At 70.4% G+C, this 23,055-nt stretch carries 21 protein-coding genes; 3 read left to right on the top strand and 18 right to left on the bottom strand.

Features of this window, described 5'->3' with window-relative positions; all coding sequences use genetic code 11:
- Nucleotides 1–95: 95 nt before the first annotated feature.
- The gene (locus ACILRF_RS04140) at nt 96–1,091 is read right to left on the bottom strand and encodes a phytase (RefSeq protein WP_395671005.1); all 996 of its coding nucleotides are present in this window, start codon (nt 1,089–1,091) and stop codon (nt 96–98) included.
- 208 nt (nt 1,092–1,299) lie between these two features.
- On the opposite strand from ACILRF_RS04140, the gene ACILRF_RS04135 reads away from it, so the two are divergent.
- A complete protein-coding gene (locus ACILRF_RS04135; protein WP_395671004.1) occupies nt 1,300–3,648 on the top strand; it encodes a TonB-dependent receptor plug domain-containing protein in 2,349 nt (782 codons plus the stop codon).
- A gap of 91 nt (nt 3,649–3,739) precedes the next feature.
- Here the strand turns inward: ACILRF_RS04135 and ACILRF_RS04130 are convergent, their stop codons facing one another.
- Nucleotides 3,740–4,045 carry a hypothetical protein gene (locus tag ACILRF_RS04130; protein ID WP_395671003.1) on the bottom strand — a complete coding sequence of 102 codons (306 nt, stop codon included), beginning with the start codon at nt 4,043–4,045 and terminating at the stop codon, nt 3,740–3,742.
- A gap of 242 nt (nt 4,046–4,287) precedes the next feature.
- Between ACILRF_RS04130 and ACILRF_RS04125 the strand changes: the two genes are divergently transcribed.
- A complete protein-coding gene (locus tag ACILRF_RS04125) occupies nt 4,288–4,818 on the top strand; it encodes a recombinase family protein (RefSeq protein ID WP_395671002.1) in 531 nt (176 codons plus the stop codon).
- A gap of 1 nt (nt 4,819) precedes the next feature.
- On the top strand, nt 4,820–5,458 hold the full coding sequence (locus ACILRF_RS04120) for a prepilin peptidase (RefSeq protein WP_395671001.1): 639 nt from the start codon (nt 4,820–4,822) through the stop codon (nt 5,456–5,458).
- Here ACILRF_RS04120 and gspN read toward each other — a convergent pair.
- From gspN to ACILRF_RS04040, 16 genes are all read right to left on the bottom strand, one after another.
- A complete protein-coding gene (gene gspN / locus ACILRF_RS04115; protein WP_395671000.1) occupies nt 5,455–6,168 on the bottom strand; it encodes a type II secretion system protein N in 714 nt (237 codons plus the stop codon). The genes ACILRF_RS04120 and gspN overlap by 4 nt on opposite strands.
- Nucleotides 6,168–6,632 carry a type II secretion system protein GspM gene (gspM, locus tag ACILRF_RS04110; RefSeq protein ID WP_395670999.1) on the bottom strand — a complete coding sequence of 155 codons (465 nt, stop codon included), beginning with the start codon at nt 6,630–6,632 and terminating at the stop codon, nt 6,168–6,170. Before gspM ends, gspN begins: the two co-directional genes overlap by 1 nt.
- Nucleotides 6,629–7,738, bottom strand: coding sequence for a type II secretion system protein GspL (gene gspL, locus ACILRF_RS04105; protein WP_395670998.1), 1,110 nt, complete (start codon nt 7,736–7,738; stop codon nt 6,629–6,631). Before gspL ends, gspM begins: the two co-directional genes overlap by 4 nt.
- A complete protein-coding gene (gspK, locus tag ACILRF_RS04100) occupies nt 7,735–8,691 on the bottom strand; it encodes a type II secretion system minor pseudopilin GspK (RefSeq protein ID WP_395670997.1) in 957 nt (318 codons plus the stop codon). The genes gspL and gspK overlap by 4 nt, the downstream gene beginning before the upstream one ends.
- Nucleotides 8,688–9,275 carry a type II secretion system minor pseudopilin GspJ gene (gene gspJ / locus ACILRF_RS04095; protein ID WP_395670996.1) on the bottom strand — a complete coding sequence of 196 codons (588 nt, stop codon included), beginning with the start codon at nt 9,273–9,275 and terminating at the stop codon, nt 8,688–8,690. The genes gspK and gspJ overlap by 4 nt, the downstream gene beginning before the upstream one ends.
- Nucleotides 9,272–9,634 carry a type II secretion system minor pseudopilin GspI gene (gene gspI, locus ACILRF_RS04090; protein WP_395670995.1) on the bottom strand — a complete coding sequence of 121 codons (363 nt, stop codon included), beginning with the start codon at nt 9,632–9,634 and terminating at the stop codon, nt 9,272–9,274. Before gspI ends, gspJ begins: the two co-directional genes overlap by 4 nt.
- Nucleotides 9,621–10,097 (bottom strand): GspH/FimT family pseudopilin, encoded by a 477-nt coding sequence (locus tag ACILRF_RS04085; protein ID WP_395670994.1) that lies wholly within the window; start codon nt 10,095–10,097, stop codon nt 9,621–9,623. The genes gspI and ACILRF_RS04085 overlap by 14 nt, the downstream gene beginning before the upstream one ends.
- Nucleotides 10,066–10,509 (bottom strand): type II secretion system major pseudopilin GspG, encoded by a 444-nt coding sequence (gene gspG / locus ACILRF_RS04080; RefSeq protein ID WP_395670993.1) that lies wholly within the window; start codon nt 10,507–10,509, stop codon nt 10,066–10,068. The genes ACILRF_RS04085 and gspG overlap by 32 nt, the downstream gene beginning before the upstream one ends.
- An 8-nt stretch (nt 10,510–10,517) precedes the next feature.
- A complete protein-coding gene (gene gspF, locus ACILRF_RS04075; protein WP_395670992.1) occupies nt 10,518–11,735 on the bottom strand; it encodes a type II secretion system inner membrane protein GspF in 1,218 nt (405 codons plus the stop codon).
- A complete protein-coding gene (gene gspE, locus ACILRF_RS04070; RefSeq protein WP_395670991.1) occupies nt 11,722–13,200 on the bottom strand; it encodes a type II secretion system ATPase GspE in 1,479 nt (492 codons plus the stop codon). Before gspE ends, gspF begins: the two co-directional genes overlap by 14 nt.
- Nucleotides 13,197–15,266 (bottom strand): type II secretion system secretin GspD, encoded by a 2,070-nt coding sequence (gspD, locus tag ACILRF_RS04065; protein ID WP_395670990.1) that lies wholly within the window; start codon nt 15,264–15,266, stop codon nt 13,197–13,199. Before gspD ends, gspE begins: the two co-directional genes overlap by 4 nt.
- Entirely contained in the window at nt 15,263–16,069 is an 807-nt protein-coding gene (locus tag ACILRF_RS04060; RefSeq protein WP_395670989.1) for a type II secretion system protein N, read from the bottom strand. The genes gspD and ACILRF_RS04060 overlap by 4 nt, the downstream gene beginning before the upstream one ends.
- A gap of 125 nt (nt 16,070–16,194) precedes the next feature.
- The gene (locus tag ACILRF_RS04055; RefSeq protein WP_395670988.1) at nt 16,195–18,786 is read right to left on the bottom strand and encodes a TonB-dependent receptor plug domain-containing protein; all 2,592 of its coding nucleotides are present in this window, start codon (nt 18,784–18,786) and stop codon (nt 16,195–16,197) included.
- A gap of 68 nt (nt 18,787–18,854) precedes the next feature.
- Complete coding sequence (locus ACILRF_RS04050) at nt 18,855–20,330, bottom strand: hypothetical protein (RefSeq protein ID WP_395670987.1); 1,476 nt, start codon at nt 20,328–20,330, stop codon at nt 18,855–18,857.
- 184 nt (nt 20,331–20,514) lie between these two features.
- Complete coding sequence (locus ACILRF_RS04045) at nt 20,515–22,098, bottom strand: response regulator (RefSeq protein WP_395670986.1); 1,584 nt, start codon at nt 22,096–22,098, stop codon at nt 20,515–20,517.
- Nucleotides 22,099–22,314: 216 nt separating this feature from the next.
- Nucleotides 22,315–22,773 (bottom strand): hypothetical protein, encoded by a 459-nt coding sequence (locus tag ACILRF_RS04040; protein ID WP_395670985.1) that lies wholly within the window; start codon nt 22,771–22,773, stop codon nt 22,315–22,317.
- Nucleotides 22,774–23,055 lie beyond the last annotated feature (282 nt).

The following is a 23,055-nucleotide window of genomic DNA, read 5'->3' as shown; positions in this document are numbered from 1 at the left end:
TACTCGTGCTCAGGTTGCACGATCAGCATGGGTTTCAAATACCGAACGTCGCCGCGCCGGCCCCTGCGACGGGCCGACGCGGCGGGGCTTTATCTTCAGGGAATGCGCAGCGCCGCCTTCACCTCGCGCCAGTCGACCAACTTGAAGTTCTGGCGGGCTCGGCCGGCGGCCGGCTGTTCGCCTTCGGTGTCGCTGTCGTCCTGGGCGACGAACAGACCGCCGGTGAACCGCCCGGCCTGGCCGCCGTAGCCGGCGATGCCGTCGGTGCCGGTGACCGGGTCGGCGCCGTTGGCGCCCATGATCGAGAACCGGCCGAGATAGGTTGGCTCGCCGTCGACCCGCCAGACCGCATAGGCGCTGTCGCCCTGACTCGAGGCGACGAGGTACGTCGCCAACGGCTCGCACACGAGGGTTAGCCCCTCGACGTCGGGCTGCAGCTGTTCCGACGGCGCGGTCGCGATCAGGGTCCCGGCAGAGCCGGCGGCGGGATCGAGCGGGAAGCGCCAGATGCCCTTGGCCTCCTCGCCGAGGTAGAGCAGGCCGCGAACGTCGTCGACGACGCAACCCTCCGGCTGGCTGGGCACGGCGAAGCGGCGCTGCTCGGTGGCGGCGATGGCGCCGTCGGGGCCGGCCTTGACCTCGATCTGCCGCACCTGACCGTCCGTGCCGTTGACGATGACGATGAACTTCTCGCCCATCCGGCCGACGCACAGGCCGTAGGGCTCGGCGAGGTCCAGAGGCGCGACGCCCCAGGGCCGGGTTTCGAGCGTCGCCGGATCCATCAGGTAGAGCGCCGCGCCCATCCGGCCGCGATCGCTGGCGGCGACCAGCACGCGCGGACCTTGCGGGGTCGGGAAACCGTCACGCAGATCGACATTGTTCAGCCGCCCGTCAGGGATGAAGCCGGTAATCCTGCCGTCCAGACCGTAGCTGTAGAGGCCCGCCTGCTTGTCGGTCCCGAAGATCACCACCCGGTTCGGGTCGCGCGGATCGACCCAGATTTCCGGGTCGTCGGCGGCGTCGGCATTGCGTGTGACCACCGCCTCGGTCTCGAGCGCTGCGGGAACAGGCGTGCCGACCCCGACGATCATCTTCGGAGAATCCGACACAGCTTCCGGGTCGAAAGCGGCGCACGATGTCAGAACAAATGAAATAACGACGATTGACGCAAAACTGTAATACTTCCGCCAAGAAAACATCACTGGCCACTATCCCCGGTCAAAACTAAGTCCGCGCTGGACTTTCATAGTCCAGCCTCGGCGTCAACGTTGCCGAGATCGAGAAGTAGGGGATCTAGGAATGAAGAAGTCTGCGCTCTTCGCGCTCACCGCCCTCGCGCCGCTCGTCCTGGCGACCCAGGCCGGCGCCCAGGACCTCGCCGCCGCCGCGGTGTCGGTCGAAGAGCTGGTCGTCACTGGCGAGATCGTGTTCCGCAACCGCACGGAAGAAGCCGCGCCGGTCCTGTCCTACGACCTCGAGTACTTCCAGCGCTTCGAGCCGCTGACCGCCGGCGACGCCATGAAGCGCGTGCCCTCGGTATCCTTCCTCTCCGACGTCCTGGAATCGGACGGCGCGCGCCTGCGCGGCCTCGACCCGGGCTACACCCAGATCCTGATCAACGGCGAACGCGCCCCGGGCGCCGGCGTCGATCGCTCGTTCTTCGTCGACCGCATCCCCGCCGAGCTGATCGAGCGTATCGAGGTCGTCCGCTCGGCCTCCGCCAACCGCTCGGGCGACGCGGTCGCCGGCGCTCTGAACATCGTCCTGCGCGACGCCCTGACCATCAACGGCGGCTACCTGCGCGCCGGCGCCATCCGCCTCAACGACGGCAAGTACAAGGGCACCTTCGGCGGCGTCTGGGGCGGCGAGGTCGGCCCGGGCCGCCTGCTGGTCGGCGCCTCGGTCCAGGGCCGCCGCAACCCCAAGGAAAAGTTCAGCGCCCGCTATGACGAGCCGGGCGGCGAGCTCGACAACACCGAGATCCAGACCGACGTCCGCGACGGCACGGACTACTCGGTCAACGCCGACTACACCGTCGACGTGGTCGGCGGCCAGCTGGACCTCAGCGGCCTCTTCGTGCGCACCGATCGCCTGCAGGCCGAGCGTTCGACCGAGTACGCGGGCGGCGTCGAGCAGCCGTCGGCGATCCAGACGCTCAACGTCAACGACCTCGACATCCTGACCGACAACTACGCCTTCAGCGGCCGCTGGAAGGGCGCGGCCTTCGGCGGCGAGAGCACGCTGAAGCTCGGCTACGCGGCCATCGACGACGACCAGTTCGAGTTCGAAGACGAAACCACCTACGACGACGACGACCTGGCCTATCCCGAGGACGACGTCTTCGAGAGCAAGCGCACGCAGTCGAACATCAAGGACGCCGAGCTTTCGGCCTCCTTCCAGCACAAGATCGCCCTCGGCGCGGGGCCGGCCCTGACTTTCGGGGTCCAGTACATCGGCAAGGATCGCGAGACGAAGATCTTCGAAAGCGAGGCTGAGGTCGAAATCGACGACGCCCCGGCGCCCCGCCCGGCCCTGCCCGGCGACTACTCGGACTACGAGGCCATCGCCGGCGGCTTGAACAAGATCGAAGAGACCCGCATCGACCCGTTCGTCATGCTGTCCGGCGACGCCGGCGCCCTGAAGTGGGAAGCCGGGCTTCGCTACGAGACCACCGACGTCAAGATCACCGACGAAACCGCGGACGACGCCGACCAGCGCATCTCCGAAAACGACTACCGCATCCTGCTGCCGTCGGCGCACCTCCGCTACGCCCTGACGGAAGCCGACCGGGTCAGCGTCTCGGTGGCCCGCACCGTGCGCCGCCCGAACTTCAACTACCTCTCCCCGGCCCTGCTGGAAGGCGAGTTCGGCGACAACGATTTCCTCGGCAACCCGAACCTGAAGCCGGAAACCGCCTGGGGGATCGACGTCGGGTTTGAGCACCGGATCGGCCGTCGCGGCGTGTTCGGCGTCAACGCCTTCTACCGCAAGGTTTCGGACCTGCAGGAACTGGTGAACACCGGCGACGTCTCGGATGAGGCGGAAGGCAACTACGAGGACGCCTACGAAGAGGCCATCGACGACGGTGCGACCCCGGCCCAGGCCGCGGAGATCGCCTCCGAGGAACTGACCTCCTTCGTCCTGACCGCCCAGAACGTCGGCGACGGCAAGGTCTATGGCGTCGAGTTCGACCTCTCGACGCCGCTGGACTTCATCGGCTTCGAAAACACCGGCGTCTTCCTCAACTACTCCTGGCTGGACAGCGACATCACCGACGCCTTCTCGGGTCGCCGGTTCAACGACCAGGCCAAGTACGTGCTGAACGCCGGCTTCATCCAGGACCTGCCGCAGTGGGGCGCCGCCTTTGGCGCCACCTACCGCAAGCAGGGCGGCGCCTACGGCCGCATGATCGGTGAGGAGGTGACCACGACCTACGGCGCCGACCTCGAGGTGTTCGTCGAGAAGCGTCTGGGGGAGAAGTTCGTCGTGCGCCTCACCGGCTCCAACCTTCTGAACGGCAAGAAGCGCGAGACCTTCAACAAGTTCAACACGATCGACGACCAGATCAGCCGCGACTTCGACGAGTACGAGCTCGAACGTGAAGAAGCCGGTCCGGTCTTCCAGCTCGTCGCCCGGATGACCTTCTAGGCCTTAACCGGTTCGCCGAAACGACGAAGCCCGCCGGCATGCCGGCGGGCTTTTTCTGTCGCCTCTCCGGTTTCCCGGGAGCGTAAGCCGATTACCGGCTGGCCAGACGCTTCAGCCGGCTGGCTTCGGCGGCGGTGATGCAGCGGGCGCCGCTCCAGTCGGCGGCCTTGGCCTCGACGGCCGAGACGAACTCGGCGGCGCCGAACTCGCGAGCGAAGCTGCGGCGCGTGATGGCCGAACTGTCGCAGACGTAGACCGACTTGGCCGTCGGCTTGCCGCTGACCGCAACGGCCGGACGAGCCGCATCGTTGGCCGCTCGGGCGCGCGCGGGCTCGTTCGCCAGCACGGGGCTGGCCACGACCGCCGCCAGGGCCCCGATGCAGAACATCATGCGCATCTGAGATTCCTCCAATGAATTCGACGGTCTAGAGCCGCCCGTGGAGAAAAGCGTACGCCAAACGGACCCCTGCGCAACGATTTTATGACAACTGAGCGACATAAAATAACGTCGGTATACTGAACCGTGCACGTCGCTGAATCCTCATCGAACCTTCACCGGCCTGTCGCACCCCGCCGGGATATTGCCGCCGGGGAAACGGCCGAACCGGCGGCCGTCAGGTTTGGGGTTGGCGGCTGGCTTTGCGTTACGGCGTCATTCGAGAACTTGCCGACCTGCCGTCGCCTACGGACCAGCGTCGCCGCCTCGAGGCCTGCGGCTGCGACCTCATCGTCCAGGAGGCCGTGCCGACGCCGAACGCGCAGCGCCGGCTGGCACGGCTGTTTGCCGGAATGAAGTCCGGAGACGAGGTTCTGGTCGACAGCCTCGACTGTTTCCAGCGCACGACGGGCGAGCTGGCCCAGTTGATCCGCACCTTCCTCGAGCTCGGCGTCACCCTGCGCATCGTCGCCGGCGACGACGAGCCGGAAACCCTTCCGCCTGCGGACAATGTCCGACGCGTGCTCGGCCTGCTCGCCGACCATGAAAGCCGCCGGCCGACCCGCATCCCGCCGGGCGCCGCCTCCCGCGCCAACGCCGGCAGCCGCAAGCCCCTGTCGAAGTATCAGGTCGAATACGCCCGAAAGCTCCACCGGGAAGGCGCGTCGTTGCGCTCCATCAGCCTTCTGTTCCAGGTTTCGCCCAACGAAGTCTGGGACGCGATCGGGGTCTGACATGCCGGAGGGTTGGCTGGGGGCCGCCGCCATGGCCCTGGGCGCGCCGGTGGGCGGCCTGATCGCCGCGCTATCCGTGCGACTGCCGCAGAGGGCCGAGCGCCCGACGCTGCGCCGCGTGATCCTGCTCGCCGCGGCCGCCGCGGGGCTCGCCGCCTGGGCCATACTGGCGAGGCCGGGCGCGATCGGCGTGCTCGGCGCCCTCCTCGGCTGGCAGCTGCTGCTGCTCGCCGTCCTCGACCTCGAGCACTTCTGGCTGCCGCGGATCGCCACCGCCCCGCTGATCGCCTCGGGCCTGCTGGCCGCCGCGGTTCTCGGACGCGAGGCGATAATCGCCCGCGGCCTCGGCGCAGCGATCGCATTCGCGGTCCTCGCCGGTCTCGCCATCGCCTACCGCAAGCTGCGCGGCCGCGACGGCCTGGGCGGCGGCGACGCCTGGTTGCTGGCCAGCGGCGGCGCGTGGGTCGGCTGGATCGGCCTGCCGAGCATCCTGATCGTCGCCAGTCTCCTGGGCCTGGCGGCCGTGGTCGCGCTAAAGGCCCTGCGCCGGCCCATCCGCCCGGACCAGCCCCTGCCCTTCGGCGCCGCCCTGGCCCCGGCGATCTGGTTGGTCTGGCTCTACGGGCCGATCGGCGGCTAGCCGCCCAGCCGGCCTTCGAACGCGCGCGAATAGCCGTCCAGGCCGCGCGCGAACCCCGCCGCTCCCGCCGCCGCCGCGACCGGCGGGTCGGAGGCGCGCAGCCGGATCTCCAGGCGATAGCCGCCGTCGGCACGGACGCCGAGCCGGGCATCCACCGCCACGCCGCTGGACTGGCCGCTCAGAGGCACGCTCCACACGCCGTCGCGGCAAGCCGGCCGTCCGGCCAACGTCAGCCCCGGCAGCGCCATCGGACCGAGGCGCAGGGCCTCCAGCCGGACCTCGCCGCCGGCCTCGACGCAGCGGCCATCCTTGAACGCCGCCCGCACGTCGCTGAGGGTCGCCTCGCCCTGCAGCGGCAGCGCGGACGCGAGGGCGGAGAGCGGCGCCCGCGCGGTCACGGCGCGGACCGCGACGCCGGCGCCCGCGGCCCGCACCACGCCCTCGCCGCGCAGCGTCCCGGCGCTCTTCAGCCGAATCCCGCCGGCCAGGGGCGCCAACCGCGCCTCGGCGTCGCCGAGCGGCAGGCCACGAAAGCTCGCGCGCTTCAGCTGGCCGCGCCACATCGAGCCCTCCACCTGGCCGGCGGAAAGCCCGGCCCGGTCGGCGTCGACCCAGCCGAGCACCATTCGCAGCGGCGTCAGCATGACCGCCGCGACCAACAGGACAAGGCCGAAGACCGCCGCCATTGGCACATCGAAGGACCGCGCCATCAGTCGCCGCCGCCGAAGGTGGCGTCCACCGACAGCGTCCCCTGCTCGTCCTTGATCACCGTCAGGTGGCGCGGCGTCACGCCGTGATCGGCCTGCAGGCTCGCCAGCCAGGGGAACAGGCGCATGGGCGCGACGGCGTTCACCGCCACCTGCACGCCGCCGGCCGGGTCCGGCTCGACGCGCGACAGGTTCAGCCCTTCGGCGGCCGCCGTCTCACTCACCGCCCGCGCGGGGTCGGCGGCGCGGCCTTGCGCCGGACGGGGCAGGCTCTTCAGCCGCGCCGACGCCGCCTGGACCGCGGCGGCCTCGCGCGCCGCCAGCTCGAAGCGCCGCTCGGCGCCCGCGCGCGCTTGCGCCAGCGGCCGGAACAGGCCGAACCACAGCGCAAATGCCAGCAAGGCGGCAGCCATCACGGCCAGCAACACCTTCTCGCGCGGCGTCTTACTTTCGAACCAGGCCCTCATGGCCGCACCCCCAGGATGACGTCGGAGACGATCCGGCCACCCTCCTCGCGCGAGGCTTCTTCGCGGGAGGTGATTCCCGACCTGGCCAGGGCGTCGCGCAGCAGCTCGACGTCGGAGTAGTTGCCGTGGCTCAGGGTCGCCCGAAGGGCGCCGTCCTCGGAGACGATCAGGCTGTCGATCTGGGCCCCGTCGATGCCGGACAGGGCGGTGAACAGCCGCGCCGCCAGGCCGGCCGGACCGCCGCCGGACGCCAGCTCGGCGCGGGCGACGGCCGCCTCGACCTGAACGGCCGGCTCGTTGAGCGCCGTCCCCTTCGGCAGGATCGCCGCCGCGCGGGCGGTCGTCTCAGCCTCCAGCCGACCCGCCGCCAGGTTCAGGCGCACGGCCTGGACCCCGTCCAGGATCGCAGGGCTGAGCAGCAGGAGACCGGCGAGGATCGCGGCGCGGATCATCTGGCGCGGAGGAGGCGTCGCACCGTCGGCCGGGGCAAACGGCCCCTGGCGCAGATCGAGCGGCAGCCCCTCCGCGCCTTCGGCAAGCTGGCGGACCGCCGTTTCGCCGTCGAGAACCTCGACCTCGCCGCCGGCCAGCAGCTCGACCATGTCCGGCTCGGCGGCGAAAGCGAGGCGCTCACCGCGCACCGCCAGCGTCTCGCCGAGCTGGATCGCCACCGGGCGCTCGTCCAGCGGTTGCGGAAGCAGCAGGTGGTCGGCGACCACCGCATCGGGGTCCAGGCCGTAGGTGCGGGCCAGGTCCAACCAGCTCCGCAGCCGGCTCTCGGCGACCGCGGCGACCAAGCGATGCCCGTCCGCCTCCAGCGGCCCCACCGCCAGATGCAGCGGCTCGTCGGCGAAGGCCGCGTCATCCTCGAGCATCAGAGCGGCGGCCGCCCGCGCCTGGGCCTCGCTGCGGGTCGGCAGGTGCAGCCAGCGGGCGGCCACCTCCACCCCGGGCACGACCAGCAGCACACGGGTCGGCGTCAAGGCGGGGTCGGACTGCACCGGCTGTTCGCCACGACCGACGGCGTTGCCGGCCTCGTCGAGCAGCAGATAGGTCGGCGGGTCCTGCGGGCGGCCCGGGGCGAACACCAGTCGCGTGCGTTTCATTCCTCCGGCCCCCACCGCCGGGCAGCCAGCCGGATGCGGCCGCCTTCGTTCACCAGCAGGGCGGTCGAGATCGCCTCCGCGTCGCCATAGGTCACTTCGGTCTCCAGTCGGAAGTAGCGGGAGGTGTCCGTCAGCTTGTCGCCGCCGATCGCGGCCTCGGTCACCGCCGGCAGGGCCAGGAATTCCTCGCGCGTCCAGCCGCCGGCCGGGCGGGCGGCGATGAGCGTGCGGGCGGCGGCGGCGGCCATCGGCCTGTCAGCCAGCATGGCGATCAACGCCGCCTTCTCCGGCGGCACCGTGTTGATGTTGATCGGCGTGACGCCGGCCTGAGGCAGGGCGCAGACGAAGGGCCGCAGCCGAGCGTAGACCGCCGGCGTGAAGCCGCGGATGGCCCGCAGTTCGCTGGCTTCGGCCAACAGGGCGCCCGACGTCAGGTAACCGCTCTCCGGCCCGCCATAGGCCTCGTCTTCCGCGCCGCCGGCTTCGCGCAGCGGATCGGTGTCGATCCAGTCCACGAGCGCGGCGGCAAGCATTTCGCCGTCGCGCTGACCAAGCCCCAGCACCCGGGTCAGCGACAGGAATTGCGCCACGCCCGCGTCGCTGCGCCGGTAGGCCTCGTAGCTGCCCTCAACGACGCTGTTGAGGTTGAAGCAGGCGCCGCCGTCGACGATCCCGGCGGCCACCTCGCCGCCCTCGACCGGATAACGCGCGATCCGGCCGCTCCAGGCGCCTGACGTCGTTCCCGTCGCCACCAGCCGGGCGACCTGCGTCCGGGCGACGGCCTCCGCCCCGAGGGCATACCATCGCGCCTGGCCGACCGCCTCCGCATTGGCTGTCCGCCGGATCGAGAACCGGATCTCCTCCAGCACCCCCGCCGCCATCACCGACATCACCGCCACCATCAGCAGCACGGTCAGCAGGGCCACCCCCTTTTCTTCCGGCGGCGGCGTCATGCCGGATCCCCGGTGACGACGAAGACCTGGCGCAGCGGGCCGTAGTCGTCGAGCGTCAGGTCCAGGCGCACGGCCTGCGGCAGCGGCTGGTGCGGCCCGTTCGGCAAGGTCTCGATCCACTGACCCCCGACCTCGAAGGCGACGCGCGCCTCGGTGACGCCGGTCAGCAGCACCTGCGGCGGCGCATAGTCCGCCCCGTCCAGCGCTGGCCGCGTGCGCCGTTCCAGCCGGCCCTCGGCGATCCGGTACTCCACGGCTTGCAACGAGGCCCGCGGCGCGGCGTCGGGATTGTCCCATCCCCGGCGAACCAGCTGCAGCAGGGGGCCGCCGACCGCCTGCTCGCCGCCGGTCAGGGCGCGGCCGCCGGGCCGCCCGTCGTCGCCGCGCGTCCGCCGCCGCGCCGCTTGGGCGAGGTCGGCCTTCAGGGCGGCGCGGGCCCGTTGCAGCTCACCGAGCCTCTGACTCCGTACACGAACGATCTGCTGGTTATCGACGCTGAAGCTCATGATGCCGACGCCGGCCGCCGAGACGATCCCGAAGATCAGCAGGGCGACCATCATCTCGACGAGGGTGAAGCCCTTCATGGCGCCCCCCGGAAGACGACGACCTCGCCGACGGTGGAGCCGCCGGTCACCGGGGACACCCGGACCTCGATCCGCAGCACCCCAGCCGACAGCGGCGCGACGGTGCGGGTCCAGCGCCACGCCTGGCGGCCGGCGCTTTCCTCGCCGGTCGCCGCGCCGATCGCCGGCGGCAGGCCGGAGGTCACGGCGGCGATCGCCTGGTTCTCGGCCACCACCGAGGCGAAGAAGCGGCTCTCCACCGCCCCTGCCTGGCGGGTGTTCTCGCCGGCGAGGTTCAGCAGGGCCAGCGCGCCCAGGCTCAACACCGCCAGGGCGACCAGCATCTCCAGAAGGGTGAAGCCCTCTTCAGCGCGCGGCATCGACCCGCACCTCGCCCTGCGCATCCACCGTGACGCTCGCCGCGCCGCGCCGGCCGCTCAGCCGCACCACAACCGGCTCGGCGCCGCCGGTGGAATCGAACCGCACGGCGTTGCGCCCCTCCGCGCCCTGCACCGCCACGGCCAGCCCCTGGGGCCAAGCCCGCGCCGTGAACGGCCCGTCGTCCAGCGCCACCCAGGCCCCGCGCCGCTGTTCGCGGAAGGCGTAGCCCTTGGCGTCGAGCGTCATCTCCACCGTCCGATTGGCGCTCAACGCCGCCTCGCGGGCATGGCTGAGCCGCGCCGCCAGCCGCTCGGCCTCCTCGCCGAGGCGCGGGCCAGGCTCCGGTGTCGTCAGCAACACCGCGGAGGTCAGCAGCGCCATCACCAGCAGGGCGACCATCACCTCGACGAGGGTGAAGCCGCGCTCGCCCTCAGAGGCTCCAGTTGCCGATGTCGGCGTCATCGCCTTCCCCGCCCTTCTGGCCGTCGGCGCCGAAGGAGTAGATGTCGAACCGGCCGTTCTCCCCAGGGTAGCGGTACTGGTAGGCCGCGCCCCACGGGTCCTTCGGCAGGCGGCGGACATAGCCGCCCTCGCGGTAGCGGTCGGGCCGCACCAGGCCCTGCGGCGGGGCAACCAGGGCCTGCAGCCCCTGCTCCGTCGTCGGGAAGGCGAGGTTCTCGAGACGATAGCTCTCCACCGCCTGCTCCAGCACGGCGACGTCGGTGCGCGCCTTTTCCTTCATGGCGCGGTCCTGGCTCGGCAGGACGTTCAGCATCACCACCGTCGCCAGCAGGCCGATGATGACGATGACGACCATCACCTCGACCAGGGTGAAGCCGGCTTCGGCGCGATGGATCTTGCGGGGTTCGGTCATGAGGAGCCTCAGCGGTAGGCGAGCGTGTTGATCTGGAGGATGGGGAGCAGGATCGACAGGACGATCACGGTGACGATCAGGCCCATGACGACGATGATGGCCGGCTCGAGCAGGCTGAGCGCCACCTGCACGAAGGCGTTGAACTCGCGCTCCAGGTACTCGGCGGCGCGGCCCAGCATCAGGTCGAGGCGCCCGGCGTTCTCGCCGCTGGCCGCCATGTAGAGCAGGATCGGCGGGAACACGGCGGCCTTGCGCATGGCGCCCGACAGGCTGCCGCCTTCACGCACGGTCGTGGCCATCTCGTCAACCGCGGCGCGCAGGGCGCGGTTGTGCACCGTCGGCGCGGTCAGCAGCAGGCCCTCCAGCACCGGTACGCCGCTGGCGATCATCGTCGATAGCGTACGGGCCAGCCTGGCGGCGTGCAGGTCGCGGATCAGCCGGCCCACCAGCGGCGCGCGTACCACGCCGGCGTCGAAGCGCAGCCGGTTGTCGGGCCTTCGCAGCAGCTGCGCCGCGACCCCGGCCGCCGCGGCCAGGAGGATCAGCACCAGCCAGCCCCAGTCGCGCGCGCCCTCGGAGATGAAAATCACCGTCCGCGTCAGCAGCGGCAGGCGCTGGCCCATGCTGTCGAACTGCTCGACGACGCGGGGCACGACGAAGGTGATCAGGGCGGCGATCACCGCAAGCGCCGTCGTCGCCAGGGCGGCCGGATAGACCAGGGCGACCAGCAGCTTGCTGCGCGCCGCCTCGTCGCGTTCCAGCAGGTCGGCCAGCCGCTCGAGGATCTCCGGCAAGGCGCCGGAACTCTCGCCGGCCGCCACCATCGCCCGGTAGAGCCGGGGAAACGCCTCGCCCTGCCGGCCCATGGCGTCGGACAGCCGGTAGCCCTCCAGCACGGCCGCATGGGTGGCGGTCAGCAGGCGGCGCACGTGCGGCTGCTCGGCTTGCATGGCGATCGTGCGCAGCGCCTCTTCGAGCGGCGCGACAGCGATCAGGGTGGCGAGCTGGCGAGTGATCAGGGCCAGCGGCCGGGCGCCGATCTTCTGCGGCATCAGCCGGCGGACCAGCGAAGGGCCCGCCGCCTCCCCCGCAGCCGGGGCGAGCTTGATCGGCGTCAGCCGCCGCGCCTGCAGCTGGTCGCGCGCCGCGCGCTCGCTGGCGGCGACGACCACGCCCTTGCGGGTGCGTCCCGCGCCGTCGAAGGCGGTGTATTCAAACGCCGACATGAGCCGTCGTCTCTTGGCGGGCGACGCGGATCGCCTCCTCCACCGTGGTCAGCCCCTCGGCGACATAGCGCCGGGCCTCGGCCTGGAGCGTGCCGGCGCCGTCCGGGAAGGCGGCCGCGGCGATGGCGCCCTCGTCGGCGTCCTCGGCGATCAGCCGGCGCAGCCGGTCGTCGATCCGCACCGCTTCATAGAGGCCGATCCGACCGACGTAGCCGGTCTGGGCGCAGGCCGGGCAGCCGCCGGCGCGATAGATGGTGTGGCCGACCGGCACGCCGGCCAGCCGCGCCGCCGACCCGTCGGCCGGTTCGGGCTTGCGGCAGTCGGCGCACAGCCGCCGAACCAGCCGCTGGGCGACCACCGCCCGCACGGTCGAGGCGAGCAGGAACGGCTCGACCCCCATGTCGCGCAGGCGGGTGATCGCGCCGGGGGCGTCGTTGGTATGCACGGTCGACAGCACCAGGTGCCCGGTCAGGCTGGCCTGCACCGCAATCTGCGCCGTCTCGACGTCGCGGATCTCGCCGACCATGACGACGTCCGGGTCCTGACGCAGGATGGCGCGCAGGCCGGCCGCGAAGGTCATGCCGACCTTCGGGTTCACCTGGGTCTGGCCGAGGCCCTGGATGGCGTATTCGACCGGGTCCTCGATGGTGAGGATGTTGCGGGTGGCGTCGTTCAGCAAGGTCAGACCCGCGTAGAGGCTGGTGGTCTTGCCCGACCCGGTCGGGCCGGTGACCAGGACGATGCCGTTGGGCTCAGCCAGCGCGCCGCGGAACACCTCCAGCGCCCGCGCCGACATGCCGAGGTCCGGAAGGCCAAGGCCCGTCTGGTCCTGTTGCAGGATGCGCATCACCACCCGCTCTCCGGCACGGGCCGGCAGGGTCGAGACGCGCACGTCGAGGGCCCTGCCGCCCAGGGTCAGGGAAATGCGGCCGTCCTGCGGAATGCGCTTCTCGGCGATGTCGAGCCGCGCCATCACCTTGACCCGGCTGACCAGCAGCGGCGCGATGCGGTGCGACAGGCTCAGCACCTCGCGCAGCACCCCGTCGATCCGCAGACGCACGACCAAGGCCGTCTCGAACGGCTCCAGGTGGACGTCCGACGCCCCCTGCCGCACCGCCTCGGCGATCACCCCGTTTATCAGCCGGATGATCGGGGCGTCGTCCTGTGCGTCCAACAGGTCGGCGGCGGCCGGCAGGTCGTCGGCCAGGCTGTCGAGGCCGGCCGGCAGGTCGAGGTCGTCCGCCGGGGCCCCCAGTCCGTCGCCGGCATAGGTCTCCGACAACCGCCGCTCGAACTCGGCCCGACTCAGCGGCTCGACGCGCAGCGGCGCGCGAAGCGCCCGCCGCGCCTCGATCAGCGCCGACGGAGCGGCGCCCTCGCGCAACCCCACGACCGGGATTTCGCCGTCCTCCAGCAGGATCAGACCGTGCTTCTTGGCGAAGGCGTAGGCGAGCGGCCGGGTCATTTCGCGATCGGAGGCCCAACGGGCGGCGCGTACCGCGGCGGCTCGGCTTGCAGGTATTCGCGGACCACCTTCTCCAGCTCGCTTTGGCGGGCCGGGCTGCGCCGCTGTTGCTCGGCGACGATCTGGTCGTAGCGCGGCGCGGTGACGTAGCGGGCGCTGGCGGCGTCGCGGACGATCCGTGGACGGATGAATACCACGAGGTTGGTCTTGGTCCGGCTCCGCGCCGTCCCCTTGAACAGGTTCCCAAGGCCGGGGATGTCGCCCAGCACCGGGGTCTTCTCGACGCTCGACCGCTCGTCCTGGCCGAGCAGGCCGCCGAGGACGATGATTTCGCCGTCGTCGACGTTCACCGTCGTCTCAATCTCGCGCTTGTTGATCACCAGGTCGCCGACCTGGGAGGTCAGGGCGCCCGAGATGCTGGAGACCTCCTGCCGCAGCGCCAGGGTGATCGCCCCGCCGCTGTTGACCTGCGGCGTCACCTCCAGCTGCACGCCGATGTTCTGGCGCGCCGTGGTGCGGAACGGGTTGGCGTTGTTGTCGCCCAGCACCTCGCCCGTCGTCACCGGCACTTCCTGGCCGACCAAGATGGTGGCCGGCTGGTTGTCGAGCGTCATGACCGACGGGGTCGACAGCAGGTTCGAGCCGGAGTCGCTCTTCACCGCGTTGACCACGAAACCGAACAGGGCGTCGTCGCCGATCTGGCCGCCGCCGCCGGTAATCAGCCCGTTGGTCCCGAGCAGCGACTGCGCCGCCGCAGCCCGCAGTTGGGCTAGCAGCGGCGAGTCCGACGGTAGGTTCTTCTCCCCCGCCGCGGCCCCCAGGATCGCGGTCAGGTTCGGTCCGGTGTTGGAGTAGTTGGTGGCGGCGAACGGGATGCTGGAGCCGTTGATGCCGGCCAGGGCGAACTGCACGCCAAGCCGCTTGGCGGTCTCGTCCGAGACCTCGACGACGATGGCCTCGACCAGCACCTGCTGGCGGCGGACGTCGAGCTGGCGGATCACCTCCGACAGCATCCGCTGGGTCTCGGGATCGGCGGCGATGACGATGGCGTTGGCGCCGGGATAGCGGGCGATGTTGGCCCGGGCCGCACCGCCCGGCGAGCCGGCGGCGACCGGCGCAGGCTCGGCCTGGACCGCGCTTGCGGGCGCGCGGGCGCCCGGCCGCACCGGCGTCGCCGCCGGGTTCGCCGGCACGCCAACGGTGACCGCCTGGCCGACCAGTTGCTGCAGCACCGGCGCCAGCTGTTCGGCGTTGGCGTGCTGCAGGTTCACCACCCGTACGTCGCCGGCGCTCTCGGCCCGCTTGTCGAGGTCGGCAGCCAAGGCCAGCAGCGGCCGCACCGCCTCAGCATCGCCGCGCAGGATCAGCGAGTTGGAGCTCTCGACCACGACGATCGAGACGACGCCGTTGCGCGCCTGCGGATCGGCGCCCGGCGGCTTCAGGACGTCGTTCAGCACGCCGGCGATCTCACGCGCCGAGGACGAGCGCAGGCTCACCGTCTGGGTCGTCGCCCGGTCCTCGTCGATCTGGGCCAGCAGGCTGCGGATGCGGCGCAGGTTGTCGGCATAGTCGGCGATGACCAGCATATTGCCGCGGGCGCTGGCGATGACCGCGCCCTGGCGGCCGACCAGCGGCTTCAGCGTCTCGGCCGCCGACGCCGCGTCGAGGTTGCGCAGCCGGAACACCTGGGTCGCGAAGCCGAGCCCGGACGACGCACCGAGCGTCGCCGGCTGCTGCGCGGCGCCCTCCTCAGGCGCGATGCGATAGACGCCCGCCCCGGTCGGCACGGCCACCAGGCTGTTGGCGCGCAGGGTCGACATCAACACGTCCAGCAGCTCGTCGCGGCTGAGCGGCTCCTGGCTGGCGACGCTGACCTTCCCCTGGACGCGCGGGTCGATGATGAAGGTCCGGCCGGTGGCGCGGGCGACGTCCTGGATGAACACCCGGATGTCGGCCTCCTGCAGGTTGAGGACCTGAGCCCCCTGGGAGGCTTGCCCGAGGGCCGGGACCGGCGCAGCGAACGGCGCGGCCGTGGCCAGAAGCATGAGGGCGAGAAGTCGTTTCACGGCTGGGCCATCTGGATGCGCGTGGTGAGGATCTGGCCGCCCCGCTCGAAGCGGATCTCGGCGGCCGACGAAGCGGCGAGGGATTGCGGCAACTCGCTGACCCGCTCCGGCGTCAGGGCGACGCCGTCGACCGACAGCAGCACGTCGCCGGTCTGGAAGCCGGCTTGGCGCAGCGCGTCGGAGCCGCCGCGCGGGAAAATGGTGTAGCCGGCCGGCTGGCCGCCCTTCATTCGCGGCGTCAGGGTCGACTGGGCGAGCAGGCGGCGCGGATCGACGGCAGGTCCGGGACCGGCCTCGGCGGCAGGCGTGGCCAGGGTGGGCGCGGCGGGCAGGACGGCCGCCCCCGGCTGGGGCGTCGGGAAGCTGACCCGCCGGCGCGCGGCGCCGCTCCTGAGGATCACGTGGTCCGGGCGGACCTCGGCCAGCACGAGGCCCGGCTCGACCTCCTCGCCGACCCCGACCGACTTCTGCGGACCGCCGCCAGCCGCCAGGATGGCCGCGGGCCGCGCCCCGCCCGCGCGTACTCCGTAGAGCACGATCCCGCCCTGGCTCGGGGCCGGCGAGACCGAGGTCGCCGACGCCACCCGGAAGAACGGATCGAAGCTGGCCAGGATCGACAGGTCGGCCACAGGTCGCGCCGGCGCCTGCACTCTCGGCGCCTCGCCGAACGGCCCCTGCGGCGTGACCACCGCCCAGGCCAGCCGGGCGCCCTGCACCGCCAGAGCCGCCGTCAGCACGACCTCCGCCGCGGTCAGCAGCGTCCGCGGCCGGACCGCGCGCAGGCTATCGAGGTGCAGGTTCAAATACGAAAAACCCCCGTGACCGCCGGGCGGGCGGTACGGGGGCTGTCTTGGCGGACGACGCCGACGTTCGCGTGACGCTTAGATGAAGCTAACGTGACAGTGGGGGCCCCGGGGCTGCGCGGCCCTCAGAACTTCGCCGAGAAGCTGACCGAAAGGCTGCGGCCGAGCTCATAGGCGTTGATCTTCAGCTCGTCGCCGCCGCGCGCCTGGTGCTCGTCGAACTCCTCGCCGAGCAGGTTGCGGGCCTCGATGCCGAACGTCAGGTCACGGTCCCAGGCGGTGAACTTCTGGCGGAAGGTGAAGTCGAGGATGATCCCCGGATCCTGCACGAAGTCCGGCGCCGCCGCCTGGCCGCGGGCGGTGATGCGCTCGCTGGCGTAGTTGGCGAGCAGCGTCGCCTGGGTCGCGCCGTCGGCGCTTTCCAGGCCGACCTGCACGTTGGCGAGGTGCTCCGACTGACCCTGCAGCTGGGCGCCGTCGATGACGAAGTTCGACGCCGGAGCCGCCGCGCCGCCGTTGGTGATCGGATAGACGACGTCGCCGTCGCCGACTTTCACCTCGGCCTTGGTATAGGTGTAGTTCGCCGCCACCAGGAACCGCGCGCCTTCGATGAAGGGCAGGTTGATCTCGGGTTCGAAGAACTTCTTGAACTCGGCCTCGATCCCCCACAGCACCGCTTTCGGCGCGTTCAGGAAGCTCTGTTGCAGACCCGAGCCGGACTCGTTGACCACCGCCTCGATCGGCTTGTCGATGCTCTTGTAGAAGACGCCGAGGGTCGCGAACTGGCCGCGGTCGAAGTAGCGCTCGTAGCGGGCGTCGAGGTTCACGAGCTCGCTATCCACCAGGTACGGGTTGCCGATGAAGGTGCGGTCCGATTCCGGGTCGAGGTAGAGCTGCGGCGCCTGCTCGCGGAACTGCGGGCGGGCGATGGTCTTCGAGGCGCCGAGGCGCAGCTGCTGGTTCTCGGCGAAGTTCCAGGTGATGGTCCCGGCCGGCAGCACATAGTCGTTCTCGAGCCGGCGTCCCGGAAGGGTCGCGCCGGTGTTGAACAGGTCGATCGCCTGGACGAACTGGTCGCCGCTCTCCCGGCGCACGCCGAAGGCGGCGCGCACGGCCGGGAGGATCTCGCCCTCGCCCTGAACGTAGAAGGCGTTGGTCTCGAGGCCGGCCTCATAGGCGGCCGCGCCCTCGGCGCCGGTGACGTCGCGCAGGACCAGGCCGTTCGGCCCGATGTTGTAGTCGGAATAGAGGAAGTCGACACGCTGCATCTGGAAGGCGTCGGACGGGGTCGAGTTCATGAAGAACCGGAACACCCGCTGGTCCGAATAGCGCGTGTTGTCGTACCAGGCCCAGCCGCCCGACAGGGTGAAGTCGGCGATCAGCGGGTTGTCGAGCTTGTAGCGGACGTCGACGCCGAAACCCTTCGCCTTGTCCTCCAGCTCGCTGAAGCGGATGAAGTTCGCGTCGGCCTGGGGGTTGTGCATGTAGACGCCGGCGACGCGGCGATAGCGGACCTGACGCTCGTAGGGCGCGTCACGCTCGGTGCGGGCGTAGGAGCCGCGCCAGTCGATCTCCAGGTCGCCGAAGCGGTGCTGGCCGGTCAGCTGCGTGTTGGTCAGCTCGCGCTGGTACCAGGCGGTGTAGTCGTCGCGGATGTAGTTGGACGCCCGCTGGCTGTCGCCCTCGACCGACCGGGCCTCCTTCGTCACGTTCCGGACGTAGAAGTTGGTCCACTTGAAGGTGTGGTTGTCGAGCTCCAGAGCGGCGCTGACCAAGCCGTTGATGACGATGTCGTTCTGGGTCGAGTTCGACTTGAGGTCCTCGAGCACCGCCAGGCCGTCGAGGCTGACGACGCCTTCCTGCTGGATGGCGCGGCGGGTCTGCCAGCCGCTGTCGTAGCCGCCGACCGCGACGAAGCCGAGCCGGCCCCAGTCGAAGTTCCAGGACGAGCCGCCGGACAGGTTGAAGCTGCCGTTGACCGGCACGTCGTTGGTCGACTGCAGGAGGTTGATGTTGGCGTTCTGGAAGCTACGGCCGATGACCGTCAGCTCGTCCGCGCTGAAGTTCGAGCTGTCGACCCGCTTGCCGGTGACGACCGCCGCCCGCAGCGCCGCCGGCAGTTCGCGGGTGCCGTCGTCGAAACCGGTCCAGTCGTTGTCGCCGCCCCAGTAGGTGAGGCCGCGGCGCAGGGAGGTCTCGTCGTTGATGCCGACGCTGAAGCCCATCGACAGGAAGCGCTCTTCCGGCACGTCGACGGTGCGCAGGTCGATGAGGCCGCCGCCGAACTCCCCGGGATAGTTGGCCGAGTAGGTCTTCTGGACGTTGACGCCGGCCAGCACGTTCGACGGGAACAGGTCGAGCGGCACGACGCGCTGCAGAGGCTCGGGGCTGGGCAGCGGCGAGCCGTTCAGCAGGGCCGACGAATAGCGCTCGCCCAGACCCCGGACGTAGACGAACCGGCCCGAGACGACGCTGAGGCCTGACAGGCGGGTCAGGGCGGCGGCGGCGGTGTCGTCGCCCTGGCGGACGAGATCTTCCGGCGTGATCACCGAGGCGACTTCCGCCGTCTCGCGCATCACTTCGGGAATGTAGCGACCCCGGACGACGATCTCGTCGACCTCGGCCCCGTCCGCCTGCTGGGCGTGGACCAGACCCGGCGCCATCAGGGCCGTGGTGCACAGGAGCAGCCCGCTGAGCGGGCGGATGAGCTTGTTCATTGGGGTCGCTTTCAAGGGAGTTCCGGACGCGGGAAGGCGCGGGGCCATGCGGCCCCGCGCCCGCGGGATCAGCAGGTCGAGCCGCTGGCCAGGCCGCAGGTCCAGCCCTGCCACCAGGTGTCGTTCGCGTCGCGGACGGCGCCGATGTAGGTCGTCGCCGTGAAGAAGGCGTTCAGCGTCGAGGCGTTGAACGCCGTCACCGCGTTCTCGCTGGCGCCGTTGACGAAGCCGTTGAGAGTGCTGGTGAAGCTGGCGTTGTTGTTCGTGCCGGCGTTGAACAGGGCGGCCGCTTCCGGACCCGTCACGTCGGTGTCGTTGCGGAAGTTGACCGAGCAGGCCAGGACGGTGGAGTCCCAGCGCGGCGCGGCGGCCACCGTCGAGGCGGTGTCGACGTCGACGCAGGCCACGGCGGTGTTCGTCGACGTCAGGATGCCGTTGACGAAGCGCCCGCCGGTGCCGGTGTTCAGGATCTGAACGTCGCCGGCGCCGGTGCGGGTGGTGCCGATCGCCGTGAAGTTGGCGATGGTCGGCCGCGAGTTCAGCGACGCCTGGACGCCGACCGAGCTCTGTTCGAACACGCGGTCGCCGCCGTTCGGACGCTGGCGGACGATCAGGAACTGGATGCCGCCCCGCCAGCCTTCATCGGTGTCGATGCTGTCGTCGTCGGCGCCGGTGATGACGATGTGCTTCAGCAGCACCGTGCCGCCGAAGAACTCCATGCCGTCGTCCGAGGAATTGTGGACCTGGACGTGGTCGACGGTCGTGCCCGAGCCGACGCCCAGGAAGCTGATGCCGTTCAGTTCGCGGTTCGGCTGCACTTCGAAGCCGGGGTAGCGGACCTGGACGTAGCGGATGCGGCCCGAGTTGTCGGTCGGGCTGTTGCCGCCGTAGAGGGACACGCCGCCTTCGAAGGTGGCGACGCAGTTGATGTTCGGCGGCGTCGTGCCGGCCGGGCAGCTGGCGATCGGCGCACGGCCGGCGATCACGATGCCGCCCCACTGGCCGATCAGGTCGGCGCCGGAGTTGCCTTCGAGGTTCGAGCGGCTGGTGAAGATGATCGGGTTGGTCGCGGTGCCTTCGGCGAAGATCTGCGAGCCGCGCTGCACGTTGATGTAGTCGAGGCCGCCCGAGCCGTAGATCCGGACGCCCGGCTCGATGGTCAGGATGCCCTGCTGGGCGCCGGCGATCGGGTTGTTCGGATCGGCGCCGCGGTCCTGGCCGACATCGGTCCGGCCGCTGATGGCGTAGACGGTGCCGGCGCGGGCCGGAACCAGCAGATTGCCGGTGATCAGGCTCGGCAGTTGACAGGCGCGCAGCGTGCCGTTGGCCACGGTGCCGACGTTGGCGAAGCCGGTCGGGCAGTCGGTGGCCGGTTGGCCGGGAGCCGGGTTGTTGGTGTTGCCGCCGTTGTTGCCGCCGTTGCCCGGCGGGAACGCGCCTTCGCCCGGAGAGGCGACATTGTCGGCGCCGCCGCCGCAGGAGGCCAGGGCCACCGCGCTCAGCGAGGCGAGAAGAAGGTATTTCAGCTTGCTGACGCCGGTCATCGAGATTCTCCCACCGTGGCTCAGTCGACGGCGCACGCGAGAAATCTCCGGCCTCGGCCCATGCCGAGACGCCGCCCGCCTGCCCTGGCGGGGCTTCTAGGGCCGCTGAGTGACAGCGACCCGACAGAGGCATGACAGTTATATTGCAGCGCTTGAGGGCGCAGCGGCCAGGCATTTGGAAGCTTCAGGCGACCGCCATCACCTCGGCCGGCTCGCAGATCGCGAGCACGCCCTGCAGCGCCGCCAGCAGCCGTTCCGGCTTGATCGGCTTTTCGACCACGCCGTTCATGCCGCACTCACGATAGGTCGCCGCGTCCACCGGATCGGCGTTGGCCGTCAGCGCCAGGATCGGGATCCGCGATTTGGGCCCCGGAAGGGAGCGGATCTTCCGCGTCGCCTCGATCCCGTTCATTCCCGGCATGTTGATATCCATCAAGATCGCGTCGAACGCGCCCTGGCTGGCGGCGACCACCGCCGCCGCGCCGTCGGCGGCCTCCGCGCTGGTGCAACCGAACATCTCCAGCAGCGTGCGGGCGACCAGGCGGTTGGTGGCGTTGTCGTCGACGATCAGCACATGCAGCGGGCGGCTCTCGTCCATCGTCGGCTCCGCCGGCTTTGGCGCGGGCGGAGCCGGCAGCGCATAGAGCGGGACCTCGAACCGGAAGCAGGCGCCGCCCTCCGGCCGGTTCATGGCGCCGATGGTCCCGCCCATCCGCTCGATGATCTGCTGGCAGATGGCGAGGCCGAGCCCCGCGCCGCCCTTGCGCATGCCCTCGTCGGTCTGCTGGAACGGCTCGAAGATCGCCGCCAGCCGCTCGGCCGGCACGCCCGGCCCGTCGTCGCGGACCTCGCCGACGATGCGGTAGCAGGGCTCGCCGCTGTCGGCCCACATCCGCACGCTGACCCGGCGATGCGCGAACTTCATCGCGTTGCCGACGAGATTATTGAGCACCTGGCGAAGGCGTACCTGGTCGCCGAGCACCCAGAGGTCGGCCGGCCCCTCGAACTCGACGTCGAGCACGAACTGCTGCAGTTCGGCCTGCGAGGTCCACAGGCTGCGGACGTCGTCCATCAGCCGGGCGATCGGCAGCGGATCCTCCGCCAGCTCCAGCCCCGACTGCTCGGCCCGCGAAAGATCGAGGGCGTCATTGAGCAGCCGCAGCAGCACGTCGCCAGAATCGACGATGGTGTCGAGCAGCGGGACGAGCTCCGGCTCGCGCATCTTGCGTCGGACGATCTCGGCGGTGGCGAGGACGCCGTTCAGCGGCGTACGGATCTCGTGGCTCATCACCGCCAGGAACCGGCCCCGCGCCGCCAGGGCCGCATCGGCCTTGCGCCGCGACGCCTCGGCCGCTTCGGCAAGGCGCGCCGTCTGGGCCGCCGAGGCCTGCAGCAGCGACAGCATCGAGCCAACCCCGGCGTAGCGGCCGCCGCAGGTGACAATGAAACCGTGCAGCAGTTCCGACGGGCTCTCGTGCATCACCCGCCCGCAGAACTCCTCGACCGTCACGTCGCCGTCGGCGATCACCGGGTCGGTCTTCATCCAGTGGCTGACCGGCCGCTTCGACCACAGGGCGTGGCCGTACTGCGCCGCCATCCGCACAAGGAAGGCGTTGCGCTCGATGATGCCGACCGGCCGCTGGGCCTCGTCGACCACCGCGATCGCCATGGTGTCCGGCTCGGTGTCGAACCGGCGATAGACTTCCGCGCCGGTCACGTCGGGACGCACGGCGGGGATGTACGGCGCGATATCGAGAAGCAGAGTCATGCCTGAGCCACCCAGATTGAGCGGCCTTTTCGCCTGACTTTGCTAATCCCGGGTTACAGTACCGGAGTCTTTATTTGCGATAACTGTGTGACGATTCAACAACCGTCCGATTTTCTCAGTCTAGTTTCTTCCGGGTCCGGACGAAATCGCGAAACCTGTGCTTTGAAAACTAACACGTTCGGGGCGGAAAGCGTCGTCGCTTTCCGCCCTGCCACGTCAAGCCGCCGGCAGCATGGCGACGACCTCGTTGGTCTTGGACATGAACTTCACACCCTTGAGGCGATCCTTCGGATAGCCGCTCCAGGCCCGCTCGACCTCGATCGGCGTCACCACCTGGGCCGCCGCGCCGGCCGGCTTGGTGGCGATCACGTCGACCTCATAGATCCCATCCTTCGGCGCGGCGGCGTAGATGCGCGGCAGGAAGGCCGCGTCGGTGTAGCCGGCCGTAGGCGCCGAGCCCTTGACCTTCAGGATCAGCACCCCGTTGTCCATCTCCAGGGCGCCGCTTTCAACGCTCTGGATCGCCTCCTGCCCCGCGTACATCTGTGCGGACCTGGCCAGCGACCTGGGCTTCGCCGGCGCCGCGGCCGGAGCCTCCGCCTCCGGCGCCGGCTCGCAGGCGACGAGCCCCAGAGCGCCGGTCAGGACCGCCGCCAGAATAAGAACACGCGTCATCGTTTGCCTCCCCGTTTCAAGGCCAAGGTTGCCGAGCGTCGGTGAGACTGGCAAGCCCGCTGAACATCGTTCGACGACCGGGTTTTCCCGTCGTCTATTGAGCCAGGCCGCCGTTAGGCGAAAAATTTACACCTTACGACCTAAGGTGGACCTCGACGTTCGGCGCGCGCGCGCCTGAGCAGCAGTTGAGGACCAGCGTGTCGAGTGAAGTTGAGACGACGCGGCGTCTGCGCGTCCTGATGGCGGACGACCACCCGACCAATCGGGCGGTCATCGAAGTCG

Origin of the sequence: Phenylobacterium sp., assembly GCF_044236515.1 — a bacterium.
In the GTDB taxonomy this organism is placed as follows: Bacteria; Pseudomonadota; Alphaproteobacteria; order Caulobacterales; family Caulobacteraceae; genus Phenylobacterium.
The sequence above is the reverse complement of the archived record's forward strand: the minus strand, read 5'-3'. Positions and strand labels throughout refer to the sequence as shown.

What these genes read in the sequence shown, in the direction of transcription:
- ACILRF_RS04140 (WP_395671005.1), bottom strand. Translation starts at nt 1,091, where the DNA reads ATGATCGTCGGGGTCGGCACGCCTGTTCCCGCAGCGCTCGAGACCGAG.
- ACILRF_RS04135 (WP_395671004.1), top strand. Translation starts at nt 1,300, where the DNA reads ATGAAGAAGTCTGCGCTCTTCGCGCTCACCGCCCTCGCGCCGCTCGTC.
- ACILRF_RS04130 (WP_395671003.1), bottom strand. Translation starts at nt 4,045, where the DNA reads ATGCGCATGATGTTCTGCATCGGGGCCCTGGCGGCGGTCGTGGCCAGC.
- ACILRF_RS04120 (WP_395671001.1), top strand. Translation starts at nt 4,820, where the DNA reads ATGCCGGAGGGTTGGCTGGGGGCCGCCGCCATGGCCCTGGGCGCGCCG.
- gspN (WP_395671000.1), bottom strand. Translation starts at nt 6,168, where the DNA reads ATGGCGCGGTCCTTCGATGTGCCAATGGCGGCGGTCTTCGGCCTTGTC.
- gspM (WP_395670999.1), bottom strand. Translation starts at nt 6,632, where the DNA reads ATGAGGGCCTGGTTCGAAAGTAAGACGCCGCGCGAGAAGGTGTTGCTG.
- gspL (WP_395670998.1), bottom strand. Translation starts at nt 7,738, where the DNA reads ATGAAACGCACGCGACTGGTGTTCGCCCCGGGCCGCCCGCAGGACCCG.
- gspK (WP_395670997.1), bottom strand. Translation starts at nt 8,691, where the DNA reads ATGACGCCGCCGCCGGAAGAAAAGGGGGTGGCCCTGCTGACCGTGCTG.
- gspJ (WP_395670996.1), bottom strand. Translation starts at nt 9,275, where the DNA reads ATGAAGGGCTTCACCCTCGTCGAGATGATGGTCGCCCTGCTGATCTTC.
- gspI (WP_395670995.1), bottom strand. Translation starts at nt 9,634, where the DNA reads ATGCCGCGCGCTGAAGAGGGCTTCACCCTTCTGGAGATGCTGGTCGCC.
- ACILRF_RS04085 (WP_395670994.1), bottom strand. Translation starts at nt 10,097, where the DNA reads ATGACGCCGACATCGGCAACTGGAGCCTCTGAGGGCGAGCGCGGCTTC.
- gspG (WP_395670993.1), bottom strand. Translation starts at nt 10,509, where the DNA reads ATGACCGAACCCCGCAAGATCCATCGCGCCGAAGCCGGCTTCACCCTG.
- gspF (WP_395670992.1), bottom strand. Translation starts at nt 11,735, where the DNA reads ATGTCGGCGTTTGAATACACCGCCTTCGACGGCGCGGGACGCACCCGC.
- gspE (WP_395670991.1), bottom strand. Translation starts at nt 13,200, where the DNA reads ATGACCCGGCCGCTCGCCTACGCCTTCGCCAAGAAGCACGGTCTGATC.
- ACILRF_RS04055 (WP_395670988.1), bottom strand. Translation starts at nt 18,786, where the DNA reads ATGAACAAGCTCATCCGCCCGCTCAGCGGGCTGCTCCTGTGCACCACG.
- ACILRF_RS04050 (WP_395670987.1), bottom strand. Translation starts at nt 20,330, where the DNA reads ATGACCGGCGTCAGCAAGCTGAAATACCTTCTTCTCGCCTCGCTGAGC.
- ACILRF_RS04045 (WP_395670986.1), bottom strand. Translation starts at nt 22,098, where the DNA reads ATGACTCTGCTTCTCGATATCGCGCCGTACATCCCCGCCGTGCGTCCC.
- ACILRF_RS04040 (WP_395670985.1), bottom strand. Translation starts at nt 22,773, where the DNA reads ATGACGCGTGTTCTTATTCTGGCGGCGGTCCTGACCGGCGCTCTGGGG.